At 26.5% G+C, this 22679-nt stretch carries 23 protein-coding genes; 7 read left to right on the top strand and 16 right to left on the bottom strand.

The genetic code is table 11. The features are described from left to right. Positions 1–8 precede the first annotated feature (8 nt). Positions 9–911, top strand: coding sequence for a carbohydrate kinase family protein (locus R4I97_RS05460; protein ID WP_335784080.1), 903 nt, complete (start codon positions 9–11; stop codon positions 909–911). On the opposite strand, the gene R4I97_RS05455 is transcribed toward R4I97_RS05460, so the two are convergent. From R4I97_RS05455 to R4I97_RS05435, 5 genes are all read right to left on the bottom strand, one after another. After that, positions 908–1408 carry a hypothetical protein gene (locus R4I97_RS05455; protein ID WP_335784079.1) on the bottom strand — a complete coding sequence of 167 codons (501 nt, stop codon included), beginning with the start codon at positions 1406–1408 and terminating at the stop codon, positions 908–910. The genes R4I97_RS05460 and R4I97_RS05455 overlap by 4 nt on opposite strands. A gap of 5 nt (positions 1409–1413) precedes the next feature. Further along, positions 1414–2577 carry a hypothetical protein gene (locus tag R4I97_RS05450; protein WP_335784078.1) on the bottom strand — a complete coding sequence of 388 codons (1164 nt, stop codon included), beginning with the start codon at positions 2575–2577 and terminating at the stop codon, positions 1414–1416. A 36-nt stretch (positions 2578–2613) separates the two neighbouring features. Beyond that, the gene (locus R4I97_RS05445) at positions 2614–3213 is read right to left on the bottom strand and encodes a bifunctional nuclease family protein (RefSeq protein ID WP_335784077.1); all 600 of its coding nucleotides are present in this window, start codon (positions 3211–3213) and stop codon (positions 2614–2616) included. Positions 3214–3281: 68 nt separating this feature from the next. After that, positions 3282–3515, bottom strand: a complete 234-nt coding sequence (locus R4I97_RS05440; RefSeq protein ID WP_335784076.1) for a hypothetical protein — start codon at positions 3513–3515, stop codon at positions 3282–3284. Between the two features lie 24 nt (positions 3516–3539). Further along, on the bottom strand, positions 3540–4307 hold the full coding sequence (locus R4I97_RS05435) for a biotin--[acetyl-CoA-carboxylase] ligase (RefSeq protein ID WP_335784075.1): 768 nt from the start codon (positions 4305–4307) through the stop codon (positions 3540–3542). Between the two features lie 350 nt (positions 4308–4657). Between R4I97_RS05435 and treR the strand changes: the two genes are divergently transcribed. After that, positions 4658–5368 carry a trehalose operon repressor gene (gene treR, locus R4I97_RS05430; protein WP_335784074.1) on the top strand — a complete coding sequence of 237 codons (711 nt, stop codon included), beginning with the start codon at positions 4658–4660 and terminating at the stop codon, positions 5366–5368. Between the two features lie 14 nt (positions 5369–5382). On the opposite strand, the gene R4I97_RS05425 is transcribed toward treR, so the two are convergent. After that, positions 5383–6102 (bottom strand): NERD domain-containing protein, encoded by a 720-nt coding sequence (locus R4I97_RS05425; RefSeq protein WP_335784073.1) that lies wholly within the window; start codon positions 6100–6102, stop codon positions 5383–5385. Positions 6103–6277: 175 nt separating this feature from the next. Between R4I97_RS05425 and treP the strand changes: the two genes are divergently transcribed. After that, positions 6278–8191 carry a PTS system trehalose-specific EIIBC component gene (gene treP, locus R4I97_RS05420; RefSeq protein ID WP_335784072.1) on the top strand — a complete coding sequence of 638 codons (1914 nt, stop codon included), beginning with the start codon at positions 6278–6280 and terminating at the stop codon, positions 8189–8191. Between the two features lie 364 nt (positions 8192–8555). Continuing rightward, positions 8556–10223: an alpha,alpha-phosphotrehalase gene (treC, locus tag R4I97_RS05415; protein ID WP_335784071.1), complete on the top strand. Its 1668-nt coding sequence runs from the start codon at positions 8556–8558 to the stop codon at positions 10221–10223. Positions 10224–10320: 97 nt separating this feature from the next. Here treC and R4I97_RS05410 read toward each other — a convergent pair whose 3' ends face one another. Further along, positions 10321–10665 (bottom strand): META domain-containing protein, encoded by a 345-nt coding sequence (locus R4I97_RS05410; RefSeq protein WP_335784070.1) that lies wholly within the window; start codon positions 10663–10665, stop codon positions 10321–10323. 50 nt (positions 10666–10715) lie between these two features. After that, a complete protein-coding gene (locus R4I97_RS05405) occupies positions 10716–11207 on the bottom strand; it encodes a hypothetical protein (protein WP_013243038.1) in 492 nt (163 codons plus the stop codon). A gap of 131 nt (positions 11208–11338) precedes the next feature. Here R4I97_RS05405 and R4I97_RS05400 point away from each other — a divergent pair, with 131 nt between their 5' ends. Next, the gene (locus R4I97_RS05400) at positions 11339–12019 is read left to right on the top strand and encodes a hypothetical protein (protein ID WP_335784069.1); all 681 of its coding nucleotides are present in this window, start codon (positions 11339–11341) and stop codon (positions 12017–12019) included. Positions 12020–12047: 28 nt separating this feature from the next. Beyond that, positions 12048–12707, top strand: coding sequence for a TenA family protein (locus tag R4I97_RS05395; RefSeq protein WP_335784068.1), 660 nt, complete (start codon positions 12048–12050; stop codon positions 12705–12707). 115 nt (positions 12708–12822) lie between these two features. On the opposite strand, the gene R4I97_RS05390 is transcribed toward R4I97_RS05395, so the two are convergent. The 8 genes from R4I97_RS05390 to trpB form a co-directional block, all read right to left on the bottom strand. Continuing rightward, positions 12823–13398, bottom strand: a complete 576-nt coding sequence (locus R4I97_RS05390) for an ankyrin repeat domain-containing protein (protein ID WP_335784067.1) — start codon at positions 13396–13398, stop codon at positions 12823–12825. 15 nt (positions 13399–13413) lie between these two features. Continuing rightward, the gene (locus R4I97_RS05385; protein ID WP_147731293.1) at positions 13414–14121 is read right to left on the bottom strand and encodes an ABC transporter permease; all 708 of its coding nucleotides are present in this window, start codon (positions 14119–14121) and stop codon (positions 13414–13416) included. 29 nt (positions 14122–14150) lie between these two features. After that, positions 14151–15152: an ABC transporter ATP-binding protein gene (locus R4I97_RS05380; RefSeq protein ID WP_335784066.1), complete on the bottom strand. Its 1002-nt coding sequence runs from the start codon at positions 15150–15152 to the stop codon at positions 14151–14153. Positions 15153–15261: 109 nt separating this feature from the next. After that, positions 15262–16410, bottom strand: coding sequence for a hypothetical protein (locus tag R4I97_RS05375; protein ID WP_335784065.1), 1149 nt, complete (start codon positions 16408–16410; stop codon positions 15262–15264). A 93-nt stretch (positions 16411–16503) separates the two neighbouring features. Then, a complete protein-coding gene (locus tag R4I97_RS05370; RefSeq protein WP_295297086.1) occupies positions 16504–16770 on the bottom strand; it encodes a co-chaperone GroES in 267 nt (88 codons plus the stop codon). A gap of 249 nt (positions 16771–17019) precedes the next feature. Next, positions 17020–18066 carry an NAD(P)-dependent alcohol dehydrogenase gene (locus R4I97_RS05365; RefSeq protein WP_335784064.1) on the bottom strand — a complete coding sequence of 349 codons (1047 nt, stop codon included), beginning with the start codon at positions 18064–18066 and terminating at the stop codon, positions 17020–17022. 143 nt (positions 18067–18209) lie between these two features. Continuing rightward, on the bottom strand, positions 18210–19325 hold the full coding sequence (locus R4I97_RS05360) for an ROK family transcriptional regulator (RefSeq protein WP_335784063.1): 1116 nt from the start codon (positions 19323–19325) through the stop codon (positions 18210–18212). 107 nt (positions 19326–19432) lie between these two features. Continuing rightward, entirely contained in the window at positions 19433–20689 is a 1257-nt protein-coding gene (gene trpB, locus R4I97_RS05355; protein WP_335784062.1) for a tryptophan synthase subunit beta, read from the bottom strand. 163 nt (positions 20690–20852) lie between these two features. On the opposite strand from trpB, the gene R4I97_RS05350 reads away from it, so the two are divergent. Then, positions 20853–22229: an MATE family efflux transporter gene (locus R4I97_RS05350; RefSeq protein ID WP_335784061.1), complete on the top strand. Its 1377-nt coding sequence runs from the start codon at positions 20853–20855 to the stop codon at positions 22227–22229. Positions 22230–22679 lie beyond the last annotated feature (450 nt).

Below are 22679 nucleotides of genomic sequence, written 5' to 3'. Positions count from 1 at the left end.
ATAATAAAATGTTTAATATACTTACATTCGGCGAACTTTTATATGATGTATACAATGATGTATCTGTAATAGGAGGTGCTCCATTTAATTATTCTGTTCAATTATCTAGGCTTTTAAATAATGATGATAAATTAAAGTTTATAACAGCGTTAGGAGATGATGAATTAGGTAAAGATGCTATCAATTTTATAAAAAAAGAAAATATTGACTCTTCTCTAATACAAATAAATAATAATTACAATACAGGAAAAGCTACTGTATTTCTTAATGAAAATAAAGTGCCTGATTATATAATCCATGAAAATGCTGCTTGGGATAATATTGAATATAATGAATTGATAGAAAATGCATTAAATGAAAAATATGATTTATTTTATTTTAATATTTTATCACAAAGAAATGAATGTTCATATAACACTATAAAAAAAATATACAATAATATTAATTCTAAATATAAAATATGCGATGTAACTTTTAGGAAGAATTATTTTACTAAAGAAAAAATAAAAGAGGCATTAGAGTTTATTAATATATTAAAAATAAATGATGATGAGCTTTCTACTATAAAAGATATACTCTATCCATCATTAGAAAATGATAATGAGAAATTATTAAAAGTATTAAGTAAAGATTTTAATATTGAATATATATTTTTAACTCTTGGTGCTGATGGAGCTTCTGTATTTTATAATAATGAATATATATTTAAGCCTTCAAATAAAGTAAAAGTAGTTGACACTGTTGGTGCTGGAGATTCATTTGCTGCTGCATTAAGTTATGCTATTTTAAATAATTTGAATATAAACAAAGTTATTGATTTTGCTTCAACTGTATCTGAACAAATGGTGCAATTAAAAGGCGGCACTGCAAAATATAATACTATAGAAGTAAAAAAGTTATTTAATCTTTAATCTTTGCCTGTATAGTATTTATATTTTGTTTTAGTTAAAAACCTTATATACTTAAAATTACCTGTATATACTTCTTCTTTAAAAATATACTTCCTTATATCATCATAAAATACTTGTAAATTAGTTTGCATCAATTTATCTATATAGTTAGATTTATTTTTTGATACATAATCATATAGTCTCTTATGAAGAAGCAAATAAACATAATTCTCAGGCGGCGTGCTGGATTTTATTACTCCATTATAAACCATATCATTAGAATTATTTTCTAAAAACTTTTGAGCCATATAAATATTATTGCTATATATTAATTTACCTTCAGGAGAAAAGACATAAGAAGCATCTATATAAAAAATGTATTCTTTATTATCTGATGAAAGCAAGTTGTCAAATTTTTTTATTATTCTAAATGTTTTATTTAGATTGTAACTTTTGAAACTTTCAGCATAAAGAAAATTGATGTTGAAAAAAATAAAAAAAACAATAATTAATCTCATAATAATTATTTAGGTATAGATCTAAGAAGTCTTGTAAAATCAGCATCTTTTGGAAATATTTTCAAAGCTTCTTCTATTATAGTATTAGCATTATTATATCTCTTGCTATTATATTCTGTAACAGCATAATTATAATATGACACTTTAAGATTTCTTTTTAAAACTGTAGTATTTTCTCCCAAATCTTCTATTCCTTGTTTGTATACGTTAATTGCTGAAGGGAAATCTTTCATACTTAAATAATTTGCCCCTATAGTGTTATAATAATGCTCTGTATTTTTTTTAGTCATAGTATTATTAGGATTGAAATTATAAGCCTCTTTAAGATATGTGTATGACTTTTCATAATCACGTTTTTTTAATGCTTCTAATGCTGCTCTATTAAAAGCATTAACTAAATTATCATTATACATTTCAGTATACGGAGATAAATAATAGGCCTTTTTAGCCATAGTTAATTGCTTATCTAAGTCATTTTCTATTTTTCTTAGAGAAATTGAATTGGGATATAATGTTGCTATTAAAGTGAGAATATCTGCTTCATTTCTATTATTATAATTTTGTTTAGGAACAAATGTAACTATTGTAGAGCTTCCTGTATTTCTTATCTCTTTAGTACCAGGATTAAAACCTCTAGCCAAAGTAGTCTCTACATCAATAGGACCTTTTTCTGTATAAACAGTACAAAATGCATGGCTTGAAGTTAATACTCCTTTAACCTCATAACCAAACTCACTATAAAGAAGATAGTAAAGTATAGAAGAACTTAAACAATTATACTCACCCTTAGAAATCATATCCTGAAATAATGTAGAAGCCTCAAAATATTTTTTTAATATGCCTTTATCATATATCCATAGTAAAAGCCTATTTCCAAAATCATAAGCTCCTTCATCCACATATTGAGAAAGCTCATCTTTCGCCATATTTCTGATATCATCTAATTTAGCTCTATAAAAATTAAACTCATCCTCATCAGTAATTCCAGATGCTATAATAAAACCATCATAATATAGCTCTATATCATTTGTGTCACCATTATCTATTTTAGTGAAAAAATCTTTTTCTAACGGTGTTAATTCATCTGCATCAAACTTTATCTTATCAGAAGGTTTAGAATATAGTATTATAGAAATACTCAATAAAAATATTATTACATATTTTTTCATTTTTTATAAACCCTAATATTGTAGATAACAAATAAGTCAGTTAAGTTTATCCAACTCATCTCTATATTTAGCAGCATCCTCATATCTTTCTTCTTTTATAGCCTGCTCCAATAATCTTTGTATCTCTTCTTTAGTTTTTACATTATTATTCACTGCATTATTATTATCCAACTCAGAAACTTCTTCTTCATTATTATCAAATCTCTGATACATAAAAGGAACAGCGGAAGTCTCTTCACCATTTTCTAATATAATACCAGCCTTTTCTATAACATGCTCTTCTACATAAATAGGACACTTAAACTCTAAAGCTAATGCTATAGCATCAGAAGGTCTCGAATCTATAAAAACATTATTTTTATCATATTCAATAACAAGTTTAGCAAAATAAGTATCCATATGTATGTTATCTATAACTACATTAACTAATTTAATATTACAAGTATTAAATATTTTATTAATAAGATCATGAGTTAGAGGTCTTTCTTTTTTATACCCTATTAGACTAGTCATAATAGATTGAGCTTCTAAGGTAGCTATAGATATAGGAATAACTTTTTCAGTATTTTCTGGCTTTAACATTACAACAAAATATTTATCTGTTATAGCCAAATTAAGTATTTTTGCTTCAATCACTTTTAAATACCTCTTATTATAATATTAATATATATGTTTTATTTGTCAAGGATATTTTTACATACTATCTACTTACTTTTTAATAAAAATTCTTTAGATATAAAAATAGTAAATAAAATAAGTATCAATGCACTAATTGCTGCACTTATATAAGGAGTAATACTAAATAATAACGAAATAATAGCAGTAGTTACAATAGCAAGTATTATTATTATAATCTCAAATAATATAAACAATATGATATTTTTTTTATTTATTTTCTTTTTTTCTTCTGGTTTTTTATATGGTATCGGTTTTCTCATAATTACTATCCATTAGTTAATTTTTTAATAATTTGTATCTATATCTAAAGAAGCCCTTGATATCCAAGTTTCTTCTTTTTTATTAACTTCAACTATTAAATATCCCTCTTCAGTAATATCTTTAACTAAAGCATTAATTTCTTTATCATCTTTTTTTGCCTTTATAACTCTGCCTATCATATTACTATATTCTCTGAAATATTCTGATAATTTTTTTTCACTTGTATATACTTCTTCAAAGTATGTAATGAGTTCTTTATAAAACTCAGATAATTCTATTTTTAGATTAGTTTCCATATAAAGAGATGTTGCCTTATGCTGTATATCTGATGGAAAATCTTCTTTTGTATGGTATAAATTAACTCCTGTTCCTATAATACATGCATTTCTATTTTCCATAGGAATAACTTGAATAAGCGTTCCAGATATTTTTCTATTTTTTACTAAAACATCATTGGGCCATTTCACATGAGCATTTATATTAAATTTTTCTCTTAAACATTTACTTAAAGCAATACCGGGAAGAAAACTTAATGCCTCTTTCTTAAACGGAGTATATATTAATACACTAAACCATAAACCTAAATTATTATTAGATACCCAGTTATTTCCATGTGTGCCTTTACCTGCGGTTTGTTTTAAAGCAATATATACACTGCCCTCTTCTAAATTAATACCATTATTTAAATCTTCTATCATTTTCGTATTTGTACTTTCTAAAGATTCGAATACTTTTAAGTTTCTGCCGTATAATTTTGTTTTTAAATTTTCTAAAAATATGTTAACTTCCATATTTTTATTATACATTTTTAATGTAATATAATCAATATCTTTTGTATAAAAAATCTAAATTCCATTCACCGCACGCTTAGTTAAACAAAAATATATAAATAATAAAAAATAAAATTTTTATTTATACTGATAATTTTTATTTAACGTGCGGCAAACAGATTAAGAATCTAATTAAAGTTTTTGGAAGTGTTTTTTTACACTTAGCATCATAAAATATAAAAACAAAAATTTTGTATAAAAATAAAAAAGTTAATAAATAACATAAGCAATAATATTATAGTTTTTAATATATATCCTTTACAAGTATGTTTTTTTATATTATAATGCCTTAATTGAAAATAGAGGTTGTTATGTCAGCAAAATATGAAGAGATATATAACTGTTTACTCGATAAAATAAAGTTCGGACATTACAAAAAAGGAGATATACTTCCAAGCGAAAATAACTTAATGAAAGAATACGATGCTTCAAGGGATACCATAAGAAAATCATTGCAGCTTTTATCTAATAACGGATGCATTCAAAAACATAAAGGCAAAGGTTCTATAGTTATTAATTCTAATATATACAATTTTGAATTCGGCGGGATATTTAGCTTCAAAGAAGTAGCTTCTAAAATGTATGGTAAAAAAGTAGAAACCATAGTACATAGATGCGAATGTATAAAACCTAATTCATTAATAAAAAAAGAATTGAAGCTAAATGATGATGATAAGGTATGGGCTATAGAGAGAATAAGAAATATAGACGGTGAAAATATTATACTTGATATAGATTTTATTAATGCATCTATTATACCTTTCATAGATGAAAATATTTTAAAAGACTCTTTATATGAACATATAGAAAATAATTTACAATTAAAAATCTCTTATGCTGAAAGAGAAATATCATGCGAAAAAATAAATAGTAATGATAAAAAACTTCTTGATTTAAAAGATTATAATATGATAATAAATGTAGAATCTAAAACATTTTTATCAGATACAAGAGTTTTTCAAATAACTTCAGCCAGACATAGACCAGATAAATTTAAATTCAGAGATTTTGCAAGAAGATAATTAATTTACTGGTATTATTTTTTTATTGTAAATCTACAATTTGGATAATTACTACACCCATAAAATTGTCCATATTTTCCTTCTCTTAAAATTAATTTTCCCTTACATCTTGGGCAGATATTATTACTTATCTCTTGTTTTGTGTAATTTATATTTTTTATATGTTCCAAATTTGAAATATTATTATGATTTGATATTAGCTTATCATAAATGTAATTCATTTCATCAATGGTATAATTATTTCCTTCATCAAAATTATTTAAATAATTTTTTAAATCGCACAAATTAATTACATTATTTATATTTATTTTATCCGCATTGTTTTGAGTAAATACAATTAATGAATAAATATTATATTTATTATCCAATAATTTTTTTAAATGAAATATATGAGATTTATTTTGTTTTATTGGATTATAAAAATAATTCCTTTCACCATATCTTAAACACTGAGTCCATTTTTTATCTTTTTCACTACCAAATATAAGCCCACTATAATTTTTTGTTTCTATGCAAAATATTCCGTTTGTTCTTATTTCTATATGATCTATTTGATGAGTCTTTCCATTACTATCAATTATTACTAAATTATTTATCTGTCTATGCTCTGCTTTACCAAAAAATAATGGATTTAAAGCAGAATCAACTTCAAATTCTCCAACTTGTCCTTTAAGTGAATCAGTGTATAAAAAATTAGGAATAAGTTTTTTGGTAAAATAATTTAATAATCCCATAATTACTATAACCTTATCATGTAAATATGAAATTATTATAATATTATATAATTATTTATCAATACTAAAAATTTATAAAAAAATGAATTATATAATTGACAAACTTGTACGTATATGTTAATATGTACGTACAAGTTGATGATAATAGAAATATATAAAGCTATGGAGGCATATCATGGGAAAATTCACTGAAGACGCCACTCTTCTACTAAAATATGTAGGCGGAAAAGAAAATATTAAGGCAATAACTCATTGTGTTACAAGAATGCGTTTTGTTTTAATAGACCCTAAAAAAGCAGATATTAAAGCAATAGAAAATTTAAAATCTACTAAAGGCACTTTCACTCAATCAGGACAATTTCAGGTAATAATAGGCAATGAAGTTTCAGAGTATTATAATGAATTTGTTAAAATTTCAGGCATAGAAGGTGTAAGCAAAGATGCTGTAAAAGAATCTGCAAAAGGCAATCAAACATTCTTGCAGCGTTTAATGTCTAACATAGCAGAAATATTTTCACCTCTTATTCCAGCTATTATATGCGGAGGTTTTATATTAGGTTTTAGAAGTATAATATCAGATATAAAATTTTTTGAAGAAGGCACAAAAAGTTTAACTCAAATATCTCAGTTCTGCTCTGGAACAAATGATTTTTTATGGTTAATAGGTGAAGCAATTTTCCATTTTCTTCCTGTAGGTATTACTTGGTCTATTACTAGAAAAATGGGTACTACTCAAATATTAGGTATTGTTTTAGGTATAACATTAGTTTCTCCTCAGCTTGTTAATGCTTATTTAGTTGGAAGTGTTGATCCTAAGTTTTATGATTTTGGAATATTTCAAATGCCTATGGTTGGTTATCAGGCACAGGTTATACCAGCTATAATGGCAGGATTTATATTAGTGTACTTAGAAAAGTTTTGGAGAAAGGTGGTGCCTGAATATATTTCTATGGTTGTAATACCATTTGCATCATTAATACCAACTGTTATTATATCACATGCAATAGTTGGGCCTATAGGCTGGAAAATAGGTGAAGCTGTTTCTTATGTTGTATACACTGGACTAACATCAAAATTTGGAGTTTTATTTGCTGGAGTATTCGGATTCTTCTATGCCCCTTTAGTTATAACTGGTCTTCATCACATGTCTAATGCTATTGACTTACAGCTTATGAGTCAATTCGGAGGAACAATGTTATGGCCTATGATAGCTTTATCAAATATAGCACAAGGTTCTGCCGTTGTTGCTATGTCTATACTTCAGAAAAGAAATAACAAAGCTAAACAAATAAATATACCTGCATTTATATCATGTTATTTAGGAGTTACAGAACCTGCATTATTCGGTGTAAATTTAAAATATTGTTTCCCATTTATATGTGCTTTAATAGGTTCTTGTATAGCGGCAATTATATCTGTTGGTTCTAAGGTTATGGCTACATCTATTGGTATTGGCGGTATACCGGGAATACTTTCAATACAGCCTCAGCATATGTTGATGTTTGCTGTTGCTATGGTTTTTGCTATAGCTATACCATTAGTATTAACTTTTATAGTTGGAAAGAAAAAATTAAAACCAGAAGATTTAGTTGATAATGCAGAAAATTTAGAAACTAATACATCAATTACAATAACTTTAGATGATGATAATTTTGTTTCTCCTATGAATGGAAAAGTTTATAAATTATCAGATATAGCAGATGAAGCTTTTTCAAGCGGTGCTATGGGAGAAGGTTTTGCAATAGAATTAGCTGACAGTTTAGTTATATCTCCTTGCGATGGAGAAATAATAGCAGCATTTCCTACAAAACATGCTTATGGCATAGAAACCGCAGACGGAAAAGAGATACTTATTCATATAGGTATGGATACAGTTGAACTTAATGGAGAGGGTTTTGAATCTTTTGTAAAAGTGGGAGATAAAGTAAAAAAAGGAGACAAGTTAGCTAAAGTTGATTTAGAGTATATAAAAAGTAAGGAAAAGTCTTTAGTATCTCCTGTTGTATTTACAGACGGCACTAAGATTAATTTATTAAAAGAAAGTATTATCATAAAAAACGGAGAAGGAAAAATTATAGAGATAAAATAATAAAAAAGATATGACGGCAGTTAAATATTATGTTACTTAGCTGCCGTTATAATCTAAACAATTATATTTTGTTAATTTTTATATTTTGTAAATATATTATCAACTTTTTTGTCGCTCAAAAAAGTTGCTGCCGCAGGCACGCTTCGCGAAAACGCATATACTACAGCTTAATATTTTAAGAATATGTATTAAATATAATACTATGACTTTATGTAAAAAATGTAGTCTTTCGCCGAAGGCGGGCTTAGCCTGTGGTGGCTAGTCCCCACAAATAATGAAAATAAGAAAATAATTTTTGATAAAATGTAGTTGTTTAGGTATAACTCAAAAATTTATTATAAATCTAATTAAATAGGAATCGTTTATGAATTTTAAAAATAAAGTTGTTTATCAAATATATCCAAAATCTTTTATGGACAGCAATAATGATGGATTTGGAGATATAAAAGGAATAATATCAAAATTAGACTATTTACAAAATTTAGGTATAGATATTATTTGGAGCACTCCTTTCTTTGTTTCTCCTCAAAAAGATAATGGATATGATGTTGCTGATTATTATAATGTTGATCCTTCTTATGGCACTATGGAAGATGTTGAAGAGCTCATAAAAGAAGCTAAAAAAAGAAATATAGATATAATGTTTGATATGGTATTCAATCACACTTCTACAGAGCATGAATGGTTTAAGAGGGGTATGAATGGAGAGGAGAAATACAAAAATTATTATATATTCAAAAAAGGCAGAATAGTTAACGGTAAAAAAGAGCCTCCTACAAATTGGGTATCTAAATTTGGAGGCAATGCTTGGCAGTATGTAGAGAAATTTGATGAGTATTATTTGCATTTATTTGATGTGAGTCAGGCTGATTTGAATTGGGATAATGAAGAGGTAAGAAAAGAGATTTTTGATATAGTTAATTTCTGGATAAAAAAAGGAGTTTATGGATTTAGATTTGATGTAATAAACCTTATATCAAAACCAGAAGTTTTTGAAGATGATTTTCAAGGAGACGGAAGGAGATTTTATACTGACGGAATAAATATACATAAATATTTAAAAGAGTTAAATAAAAACACATTTGGAAAATATGATAATGCAATCACTGTAGGAGAGATGTCATCAACAAGTATAGATAACTGCATTAAATATTCTGGTGAAAAAGAAAATGAACTTAGCATGGTATTTAGTTTTCATCATCTTAAAGTTGACTATAAAAATAATGATAAATGGCAGCTCATGGATTTTGATTTTCAAGAATTAAAAAAACTTTTATTTACTTGGCAAGAAGGAATGCAAAACAATGATGCATGGTCAGCTTTGTTTTGGTGCAACCATGATCAGCCTAGAATAGTGTCAAGATTTGGTGATGACAAAAAATATCATAAAGAGTCGTCTAAAATGCTTGCTACAGTTATACATTGTTTGAGGGGTACTCCTTATATTTATCAAGGCGAAGAGATAGGCATGACCAATGCTTATTTTGACAATATTAATAGTTATAAAGATGTTGAGTCAATAAACTATTTCAATATACTTAAAAATAATGGCATAGAAGAAAAAGAAATATATAAAATACTTCAAGCAAGGTCAAGAGATAATTCAAGAACTCCTATGCAATGGAATGATAAAGAAAATGCGGGCTTTTCAAATGCTAAGCCTTGGATAGAGGTTATTTATAATTATAAAGAGATAAACGTAGAGAACAATCTTAAAGATGAAAACTCTATATTTAATCATTATAAAAAATTAATAAAACTAAGAAAAGATTATAAAGTTATTTCAGAAGGTAAAACTATACCTATACTAAAAGACGATAAAAATGTATTTGCTTTTATAAGAGAATACGAGGCTGAAAAACTTTTAGTAATAAATAATTTTTATGCTAATGAATACACTATAGATTTAAGCAGTATTAATTTTAACATAAAAAGTTCAAAGTGTCTTATTTCAAATTATGATACAGCAGTATTTGACAACATTATAAAATTAAAACCTTATGAGTCTATAGTGTTATATAATAATAAATAATTTGCAGATTCATCCTTCATATAAATTTTTATTATCATTAAAAAAGCCTTGTATATAATATATGCAAGGCTAATTTTTTATCATATTTAAATAAACTTTATTTTATCTCTTCATATATTAAAGGCTCATCTCTAAATGTTGTATATATTGTTAATATATTGTCTGTTATATTAAATGAATAAGCTGCTTGAAGTATAGATAAATATTCACCCTCTGCATTTCTCCTTTTGGCATCAGCAGTTTTTCTTGTGGTATTTATCATGGATATCGAAATTTTATCATTTTCTATTTTGCAATCTGCCCAATAGTCATTAACAGAAGACTGACCGTATATTTTATTCTTATCAATACTTATAGTAATGTTCATATAACTATACATATTGACAAGTTTATATACTTTTATCTTTTCAATTTTTTTAGAATCTTCCTGCACAAAAACCATACTATGTTTGCAAGAGATAAAAATTATAGAAAATAATATTATAATCTTTTTTAAAATAATGTAAGCTCCCCTTCTTTGCTTGAACCAGAATCATCAAAAGATTCCATACTGTTTGCAGCATCCAATGAAGATATATTGCCTTTAAGTGCATCTTCAAATAATGGCGAACTTATAAGCCTATTATAACCCTGATTTGTTCCTTTATCGAATGTTATATCTGGGTGAAGCTTTATAGCATGTAAAAGAAGAAGCTTACCAAATCCGCCCCTTCTATATGGAAAACTTATATATATATATTTAAGCATGTTATCTTTATCAACGTAATAATAACCTTCTATTCTTCCGTCTATTGTTAAGAGCCCTACATTTTGATTATTATTATTAATTATCTTATAGAAAAAATTATCAGTGTATACAACTTCTTTATTATCTTTTATCTTAATATTTTTTATAAAATTAATTAACTCATTTTTGTATAAACTATTATATTCAATAACAATTACTGAAGGATATTCTTCATGATCTATTGTTAAAACAGGCATATAAAATTCTCCCAAAGTATAAAAATATCTATTACAATATCGGAAAATATTGTTAATATATATACTAATTAATTGACTTAAAAAATTAATAGCTATATATTATTAATATAATAAATATTTAGGATTAATTTATGAAAAAAACTATAATTTTATTATTTTTATTTTCAATGAGCAATTTATTTGCAGCACCTGGTTTTTTTAGTTTAGGATATGTTATAACATTAGCAGGAAGTTTGCCTGAATACAAAATAGAAAATAATGGCGGAACTCTAAATAAAAATGACTATCAAAGTCAATCATATTTTGAAGGCGGTATAATACTACAAACAGCTTATAATTTCATAGTAAGCTCAAGAACTCCATCAGCTATAACACTTGGTATTGATTTTGGATATCATAGAGATGCTTTTAGTTTTATAGATTATAACATTAAGAGAAAATATGCTAATTTATTTGACAGCATACTTGTAGGCGGATATTTAGAATCTACTATATCTGGTTTCATGCTTGGAGTTGGCGGCGGAGTCAAAATAGCTTTGGGGGGAAACTATAGATACGATAATATAATAGAGCTTCTTAATTATAGCAGATTAAAAGATAGGTTTGATGATTTATATATACCATATATAAAATTTGTAGTTGGCTATAAATTCTATAAATATTATTCAAGCAGCAGTTTGAGTTTTTATTTTAATTATGATTTTCCTAATGTTAAAGTAAAAGGAGTTGCTCCAGATGTACAAAAATTAGCGGCAATAGATTTAGGTGTTCAAATAGCTGCACATTTTAATTTTATAGAAGATTATTATTAATTAATAAAATTAATCGAAGGAATTGAGAATGGATTTTTCTAAAAAAGTATGGAATAAAAATATAAAAAACTATCAAAAAATAAAAGATATGCCATTCAATAAAGAATTGATGGACGGCTCTTTAGGTAAAAATAAATTTGCTTATTATATAGAACAAGATGCCCATTATTTAAAATATTATTCAAAAGTTTTGGCAATAATATCTTCAAAAATAGATGATACTAATAATGCAATTGCATTTTTAAAATCTTCTATTAATTCATATATAGTTGAAGAGGAAGTGGTGCATAAATATTTTAGAGAGTTATTTAATTTTAAAAATACAAATAAAATAACAACTGCCAATTTAGGATACACGAGCTTTTTAATAAATACATCACATACAGAATCAGTAGAAGTGGCAGCATCTGCTATACTTCCATGCTTTTGGATATACAATGAAATAGGCAAATACATAAAAGAAAATGCCATCACAAAAAATAACCCATACAAAAAATGGATAGAAACCTATGCAGATGAAGAGTTCTCTAAATCCACTCACAATATGATTAATATTATAGATAATATGTATTTAAAAGCTTCTAAAATAAATAAAGAAAAAATGATTAAAGCTTTTGATACTGCTTTTATTTGGGAATATAGATTTTGGAATGATGCTTATAATTTAGAAGTATTTAATAAAATATAATTATTTTTTTATTTTTATTGGAAGCAGTCTTTCTAATTCTTTTTAAGAAACTCGGTAAATATTAGGAAAAATAAATAGTATATTTAAAAAATCGTTTAAATATACTATTTAAAAATTATTTAGAAATAGTTTTTAAATATTCTGCTGCTTCTTTTTGCTCTTTTCGAATGGCAAACTCTAATGCACGCTCTCCGTCTTTATTTTTATGTTCTATATCAGCTCCAGCATCTATTAAAAGTTTCATTGTCTCTATATCGTTTATACCAGAAGCAAACATTAAAGGAGTTACTAATTTGAAATTCTTAGCATTCACATCGGCACCTGCTTCTATTAATGCTTTTATAATATCATGTTCTTTCGTAAGTGAAGCATAAAGTAAAGCAGAAAATAATGGCTTATCTCTTAAGTTAACATCAGCACCAGAATCTATTAAATATTTTGCAACATCTGCTTGTTTCTCAGCACAGGCAAACATTAAAGCAGTTATACCTGTTTTGCTTCTTAAGTTTAAATTAGCCCCCTCTTCTACTAAAAGTTTTGCTATATTAATAAATCCTTTTTTAGCACAAAGCATTAGAAGTGTGAATCTTGTCTCTTCATCTCTTGCATCAACTAATGAATTATTAGCTTCTATCAATTTTTTTACATTATCAAAATCATTATTTTTGACATATTCAACTATTTCAGACATATATTCAAGCCTTTTTTATTGCCATTTATATGACTCTACAAGCATAGTAGATATTGATATACAAGCAATAGCCCAAATAAGAAAGAATATCACGTTTTGTATATCTATTAATCCCTTAGTAAAATCAGAAAAATATGTAGTTATAGAAATAGCATTTAATAATTTACTTGCACCAGTAAACATCTCGCTAAGCCAATTTATAATGTAGGCAAATACACCCATTGATACACCCAAAATAGCAGCTACTAATTGACTTTTTGATATGCTTGTTGCAATAAGTCCTAATCCAAGTATAGCAGTACCAAGTAAAAATAATCCCAAATATCCGCTGAATATTACACCCATATCTGGCTTTCCGAATACCATTAAAAGTATAGGATAAACAAAAGTCATAATTAAAAGCGAAGCATAAACAACCAATACAGACAAATATTTACCAATTACATATTGAAGTGAAGTGATGGGAGATGTCATAATAAGTTCAAATGTACCAGATGCTCTCTCTTCAGCTATTAATTTCATGCATAAAATTGATAAAAATAATATTGTAAAAAAACCAATGTTATACATAGTGTTTTCCATTACTGCCAATCTACTATAATAAACTTCTATAGTGAAAAAATATCCTGTTAAAGCTAAATAAATAAATCCTAATATATAATATAAAGGAGACACATAAAAAGATTGAATCTCCCTTGCAAATACAACATATATGTTTCTCATTTTTTACCTCTTTTATCTCTTTTTTAATATTATTCTTCTTCTGAAATATCAGTTTTTATACCTTCATCTTTTATATATTTACTCTTATCAAAATCCTGATTTTTCTTTTTATCTGTAAAGTAAATAAATACCTCTTCCAAACTTCTCTCTTTAGGCTTTATCTCTAACACATCAAAATTATTATTAACCAAATGTTTTACTATTTCAGCACGTGAATCATTTCCTCTTTCGCATTCTATAATAATAGTGCCAAAATTATCAGTTTCAGCCTGTACAACGCCATTAATCTCTCTCACACATAAAAGAGCATCATTCTGTCTGTCAGCCACTTTAAGTTCAATGTTTCCTCCAAGTATCTCTCTGTCCATAGCCATTTTTAAGCCTTCTATTGTATCCTCAGCAATAAGCTCTCCGCTATCTATAATTAAAGCCCTCTCGCAAGTGTCTTCCACTTCGCTTAATATATGTGTAGAAAGTATAACAGTCCTGCTTCCTCCTAAACTTTTTATTAAAGCTCTTACTTCTATTAATTGATTAGGGTCAAGTCCGCTTGTAGGTTCATCAAGTATCAAAACTTCAGGGTCATGTATTATTGCCTGCGCTATACCTGTTCTTTGTCTATATCCTTTAGATAAATGTCCTATTATTCTGTCTCTGTATTTTGTTAAGCCTGTAATTTCTATTGTATTTTCTACAGCAGATTTAACTTTTTTGCTTGGAACTCCTTTTAGCTTAGCACAAAATTTAAGATAATCTATTACAGTCATCTCTGTGTATAATGAAACATTTTCAGGCATATATCCTATTCTTTTTTTTAATTCTATAGGATTATCATAAACCTCATAATCATCTAAATAAACATATCCGCTTGTAGCAGGAAGATACCCTGTAATAATACGCATCATAGTAGACTTTCCAGCACCATTAGGTCCTAAAAATCCAACTATTTCACCTTTATTTATAGTATATGAAACACCCTTTAGAGCTAAATGTTCTCCATAGTATTTTACTACATTATCAACTTTTATCATTAATAATCCTTAATTAAAAATATTAAATTTATTTTTTAGAAATTTAGTTATTATATAACAGTATCGTATTTGATAAAAAAATATTTATAAAATTTCGTAATTTATATTATTAGTAATTGTCCCTAATCTTTAATAAATCTAATTCATAGAGGAAAGGTATATCTTTTTTTACTTTTATAATATAGAGTAAAGAAGAGATAAATATTCCTATTAAAGCAATTATTAAACCAGTATTTCCTAAATTAAATACTGTTTTATATAATATTAATATTGAAGAAGGTATATATATTCCTCCAGATAATGCTGTTAGAAGAAGAAATATGAAAAATACTAAGAATGGATTTGTCATAAATGATGATTGAATTATAGATTCTATCGCAAAATAATTTAAAAATACTTTGAGATACAAGTCTATCATAGATATAGAAGCTAATATAAAAAATCCTATAGAATATAATTTTTTGTTTTTTACAATAAATCCAGCTATAAAAAATGATAAGAATGTTATAGGAAGAACGTAGCTGCTGATAATAAGAGAAACTCCTATTAAAATTAATTCTATAAAAATAACTATAATTAGATATACAAATTTCTTTTGAACTGTACTAAATCCAAAAAATGAATACATTATTATCTTTGATTTTGAAGCTCTGTATTCATAATATATATGTCTAAAATAGCTAATAAATATTAATGCTATTGATATTAGAAAAAGTGCTGGATATAGTGTTAATTCTAAAAATATTGAAGTTTTGGCATTTAAGTTTTCATCTTGATTGTTAAAAATGATTGAGGGTATAGATGGAGTATTTTTTACATTGACATTAGCAAACTCTTCATAAGATATATTTGTATTTCCAGTAGAACCAACATATAATATATGCATAATTACAACAGCTTTTCCTGCTTTATTCAAATTAACATTTGCACTTGCTATACCATTTTCATCTGTAGGCACTACAAAAATATTTGTGTATGTTGTTTCTGCTTCTTCAAAACCATTGTTTGTGTTTATTATTTCTGTTTCAAAATTAAATATTTCAGGGTCTGTAGAGATAAATCTAACAAGTCTATTAACTAATGGCAGTCCTCTTCTTTCTATCATAATTGATATTTCATTTATATTATTAGTTTCTTCCAAATCAAAAGAAATTTCTTTTTCATATATAAAATTATATTCAGGGACCTTATTTGTTGTTTCCTCGGCAAATATTGAAATTTGAAATATAATAAAAACTAAACACAAATATTTAAACATACTGCTAATCTACCCAAATAATTAATCAAAAAAGAACACTAAGTTTATAAAACTTAAGTGTTCTTATAATTTGTTTTAGCCATTAATTTATTATTATTTAATAATAGCAACGATTTCTTCGTTTTTTACTATTAAATATTCTTTATTATCTTCTTTTATTTGTATACCGGAATATTTGTCGTATATAACTATATCACCTTTTTTTACTTGTATATCTTTACTAGAACCTATTTCAATTACTTTTGCTTTTTGAGTTTTTTCTTTAGCTGTATCTGGAAGCAATATTCCGCTTGAAGTTTTTTCTTCTTGTTCTAAAACTTGTAAAAGAACTCTATCTGCTAATGGTTTAATAGATGACATATAATATTCTCCTTCTTAAATAATATTTATAATAAATTGTTTTCTTTATAAAAATTTTTACTAATTTTATAATATAAATATTAAAAAGTCAATATAAAAAAGAAACAGCTTTTATAATTAGTAGCTTTTTAAAGAAACTATTAATTAATAAAACACTAAAAAGAAAACCGATTAAAAATTTATATTCACTTTATAATTAATATAAAATTCTAATAACAAAAATTGTATTTTATAAATTTTAAACTTTCTTTATTTAATTTTTATAACAGTTTTTACAATACTCGCTTTATCTTCTACACTATCATCTAAAGCTTTTTGTAAATCATTAAAATTATAACTATTAGTAACTATATTTTTTATATCAATAGCTCCGCTTTCTATAGCATCTATGCATAATGGGAAAATATGTCTATATCTAAATACAGTTTTAAATGTTAATTCTTTATCTAAAGACATACCAACATTCATATTAATTTTTCCAGTTTTGCTATATCCAACTAAAACTATAGTAGACCCCTTCTTTGCAAACTCAATAGCCTGATTTGTTGTAATTTCACTGCCGGCAGTTTCTATAGTAATATTACTTCCTTTACCGTCTGTCAATTCTAATACTTTTTCTACAACATTTTCTTTAGAAGCATCAATAATACCGTTAGCTCCCAATTCTAATGCTTTATCCAAACGTTTTTTTATTACATCTATAACATAAACCTTAGATACCCCGCAAGCCTTTAAAGCTAACATAGAGCACAACCCTATACATCCAGCCCCCGTTACAAATGCCACATCTCCTATTTTAGCATCTCCCTGCCTTGCAGCATGCATTCCAACTGCTAAAGGTTCTATCAAAGCTCCTTCCATTGTTGATATATTATCAGGAAGTTTGAAAGATAAACTTTCAGGGTGAGCAACATATTCTTGAAATACCCCATCAACAGGAGGCGTAGCAAAAAATATTACATCAGGACATAAATTATACCTTCCTGTTTTACAAAACTCACACTCACCGCAAGTTTTGCCAGGCTCTAAAGCTACTTTATCGCCAACTTTTAAATGCTTAACCTTATCCCCTATTTCTACAACAGTTCCGCTGCATTCATGCCCCAAAACAAATGGATATTCTACAATAAAATTACCAATAGCCCCATGTTCGTAATAATGCAAATCAGAACCGCATACTCCTACATATTCCAATTTAACTAACACCTCATCACCCTTTGGTTTTGGTATATCTCTATCTGTAAATTCTATTTTTCTTAAATTAGTCATTATTGCAACTTTCATTTTACCATTCATAATCTCATACTCCATGATATAATATTTATTAAATACTTTTATTAAATAATTTTATTAAAGTATCTAACAAATTAAGTATACCCATAAAAAATTACATTGTCAAGTAAAAAACACAAAAATATTTTTATTAGAATATATATTCATTAAACAGATTTTATAAACGAGTCAATATGCACTAAAGCCGCCCCTAAAGCCGCCCCCTCAAAATGATGTTTACAAACTCTTATATAATTGGCATTATTTTCAAAAGTATTTAACTTTGAAACTTTATCTTTAAAATCATTAAGATAATCTAAAAAATAAGCTCCAACATATCCGCCTATAACTACATCACAATCAAAATTCATTCTCAAATTATTAACCGCTATTGATAAATAATATAAATACTTATCCCAAACCTCTATAATTTTCTTATCGCCCTTATTTAACTTATCAAAAAAAATATTTAATTTACCATTAGTTAAATCAGATAATAAACTAGCCTTACAATAGCAATCTAAACATCCTCTTTTGCCGCAATAACACTTTTCCCCATCAGGAATAATCGCAGCATGACCAAACTCTCCAGCCCTTACATTATCACCAGTATACAGCTTCTTTGATAATATTATAGCCCCGCCAACACTATTACTTAATGATAAGTAAATAGCATTATTTTCTATATACTTGGATTCAGCAAATCCAGCAGCATTAGCATCATTCATAAATATGCAATTAAAAGGTATATATTCACTAAAACTATTGCATGGTACATCTTTAAGTTTTAATACATGAGATGAAGTTATATAACTTCCAGATTTATCTATAATTGCGGGTATTGATATACCAACTCCCAAAATTGAATTCATATCAATACCAAGAATAAAATCTTTGATAGATTTCTCGAACCATAAAAAATATCCTTTAGTATAGCTAAATGTTTTTTTTAATCTTATGTTTTTTACTACATCTCCAACTAAATTAACTAAAACTATACTTACATGGTTTTTTGTTATATCAACTCCTATGGCAAATTTAGCATTTTCTACAATTGAAATAGCCTTAGCCTTTCGTCCTCCGCTTGATTCAAATTCCCCAACTTCTTGTATCAAATTACAATCCAATAATTCCTTTAAATTTTGCCAAACAGTAGGCATACTAATATTTAATGATATTGAAATATTATTTTTAGATACTTTTTTATTTTCTAATATATATTTATATATTATATTTTTATTAATTTTTTTTACATCTATGTTATTACTTTTTTTATACACCATAATGACAATAAAACCTATTTTAAAACCAGTATATATTAAAAAAATAAATTTGGAAGTTTATTATTATATATTATATTTTAACATATATAAAAGTTATAAAAATATTTTTATTTAAAATTATGTATATCAATATTATTTTCTAATCTGTTTAACTCATCTTGTAAAAACTCTTTCCATCTATTAGCTCTAAATATAGGAGAAGTTATAAAAATATCTTTATCCCCTCTTCCAGACATATTAACTATTATAACATCATCTTTTGAGCATTTTTTGGCATATTCTATAGCCTTAGCCCCCGCATGAGCACTCTCTAAAGCAAATATAACCCCCTCATGCTTAGCAAATTCTCTAACTGCATTAATAGCCTCCATATCTGTAGCACTTAAAAATTTAATCCTTCCAATATCTCCCAAATATGCTAATTGCGGCCCAATCCCCGGATAATCAAGTCCAGCCGATATAGACATAGTATCAGATATCTCACCATTTTCTTTTAATATAAACTTACTTTTATACCCCTGAGCAACATGGTCTTTGGCATATTCATTATTCATTCTTACAGCATTCTCTCCAATATTTGTACCTATTCCTCCAGCCTCAACTGCTACCAATTCTATATTAGCTTTTTCTATAAATGGCTCAAAAAAACCTATTGCATTAGAACCGCCTCCAACACATGCAAACATAGATTTTACTTTTAACTTCTTTTCTTCTATCTGTTTCTCTAATTCTCTTCCTATTATAGATTGAAAAGTTCTCACTATATCCGGATAAGGGCTAGGTCCCACAGCACTTCCAAGTAAATAATGCGTATCATCTAAATCTTTTATCCATTCTTCTAAAGCCGCATCAACTGCATCTTTTAATCCTCTAGAGCCTCTTTTAACAGATACAACATTAGCCCCATATAATTCCATAGATGCCACATTAGGCTGCTGCCTGCGTACATCTATATCCCCCATATATATAGAGCATTCCAATCCCAACTTAGCACAAGCTGCCGCTGTAGCAATACCATGCTGACCTGCTCCTGTTTCTGCTATTATTTTTTTCTTTCCCATTCTCTTTGCTAATAATGCCTGCCCTATTGAATTATTAATTTTATGTGCACCAGTATGAGCAAATCCTTCTAATTTTACATATATCTTAGCTCCTCCTATACTTTCAGATATATTTTTGGCATACATTAATGGCGTAGGTCTTCCCAAAAAATCGCTTCTAAGTTCTTCTAATTCATTTAAAAAATCTTTATCTTTTATATAAAAATTAAAAGCATCTTCTAATTCTATTAATTTATTTTCAAGTTTCTCATCTACAAATCTTCCGCCAAACTTACCGAAAAAACCATTTTCACTTTTTATCATTTTTAGCCCCTTTATTAATTACTATATATAGTATTTTACCATTTATAACATTTTTGTCAATAGTATTGAAATAAATTTATATAAAAATTAATTATTTAAATAATTAAAAAATATAATATAATAAATGCAATAAATAAAAAATATTTAATTGTTTGGATATTATATGCACAATAACGTTAATTCTAACCCATTATATTATGAGAAAGTATATAAACTTCTTTTGAAATTTGCCACTCCAAGTATAATATCAATGTTAGTTGGAGCATTATATAATATAGTAGATCAAATGTTTATAGGTCAGGGAGTGGGCATAAAAGGTAATGCTGCTACAAATGTTGCATTCCCTCTAACAACAATATGTGTGTCAATATCTTTATTTTTAGGACTTGGCGGAGCTTCTTCTTATAGTTTACTGCTTGGAAGGGGCGAAAAAGAAAAAGCATCAAATATTATAGGAAATACAATATCTTTAGCATTCATTTTCAGTATTATATTAACTATAATAGTGAAGATGTTTGTAGAAAAAATAATGTATATGTTTGGTTCTACAGAAGATGTATTAAACTATGCTATAAAATATAGTTCAATAACTTCCACTGGTTTTTTGCCTTTTATATTTTCAAGCATGATGAGTCATATAATAAGAGCAGACGGAAGTCCAAGATATTCAATGATATCAGTATTAAGCGGAGCTATTGCTAACACTATATTGGACCCTATATTTATATTTTATTTAAAAATGGGAATATCAGGGGCTGCTTTAGCTACTATAATAGGACAGTTTATATCATTTGTTTTAACTTTTAAATATATATTTAAAATGAAAAATGTTACACTTAACAAAAAAAGCTTTATTCTAAATATCAGTAATGTTATTAAAATTTTTACTTTAGGTTTATCCGGAGGCTTCAATCAGTTAGCTATGATGGCTGTTCAAATTACAATGAATAATGTATTAAGCTATTATGGTAACCAATCTATATATGGAGGTAATATTCCTCTTGCTGTATCTGGGATTATAGCAAAGATAAATATGATTGTTATGGCCTTTATAATAGGTACAGGGCAAGGTTCTCAGCCTATAGTTGGATTTAATTATGGGGCAAGAAATTATAAAAGGGTAATAGATACATACAAGTTAAGCGTATTTATAACAACTATAATGGCTATAACAGCATCTTTGCTTTTTCAATTATTCCCAAGACAAATAGTTTCTATGTTTGGAGATGGAAGCGAATTATATTTTTCTTTTGCTGAAGAATATATGAGGATATATATGCTATTTATGGTAGTTAATGGAGTTCAGCCTGTTACAGGGTCTTTTTTCACTTCTATAGGGAAAGCATTTAAAGGAGCATTTATTGCTATGACAAGACAGATAATTTTTTTGCTTCCTCTTATAATAATACTCCCTAAAATATTTGGTATAGACGGTATAATGTATGCTGGTCCAATAGCAGATGCAATGGCTTTAATAGTTACTATTTTATTCATAAAAAGAGAGATTAAGAACATAAAAAAATTAGAAGAAACGATATAATAATTTTAAACATTATATAATATAAAAAGAATATCATATTTATACTACATAAATACAATATTCAATAAATAAACACAAAGCCTCTAAATCATAGAGATATAGTAAAATAATATAAAAAATACCAATATAAATATTTAGCTATATTTAGATAATTTTAAATGTAAATCAAAAAAAATAATATATTTACACATAATATATAAATATGTATAAATATATTATTAATATAAAATAGCCATATTTATATTCTAAAATTTACATACTATAAAAGACAACAAATATATTTAAATAAAATAATAACTTTATAATAATAGCATGAATTTCATTTATTTAAAAATTATTTAATTTTTTTATTATTCTGCTAAAATATTTTTTTCAGTATTTTTATCAAATATATGAAGTTTGCTTAAATCAAAATGCATAAATGCATGCTGATCTCTGGTGTAATCATCA

This window comes from Brachyspira pilosicoli, assembly GCF_036997485.1.
Lineage (GTDB): Bacteria > Spirochaetota > Brachyspiria > Brachyspirales > Brachyspiraceae > Brachyspira > Brachyspira pilosicoli_C.
The sequence above is the reverse complement of the archived record's forward strand: the minus strand, read 5'-3'. Positions and strand labels throughout refer to the sequence as shown.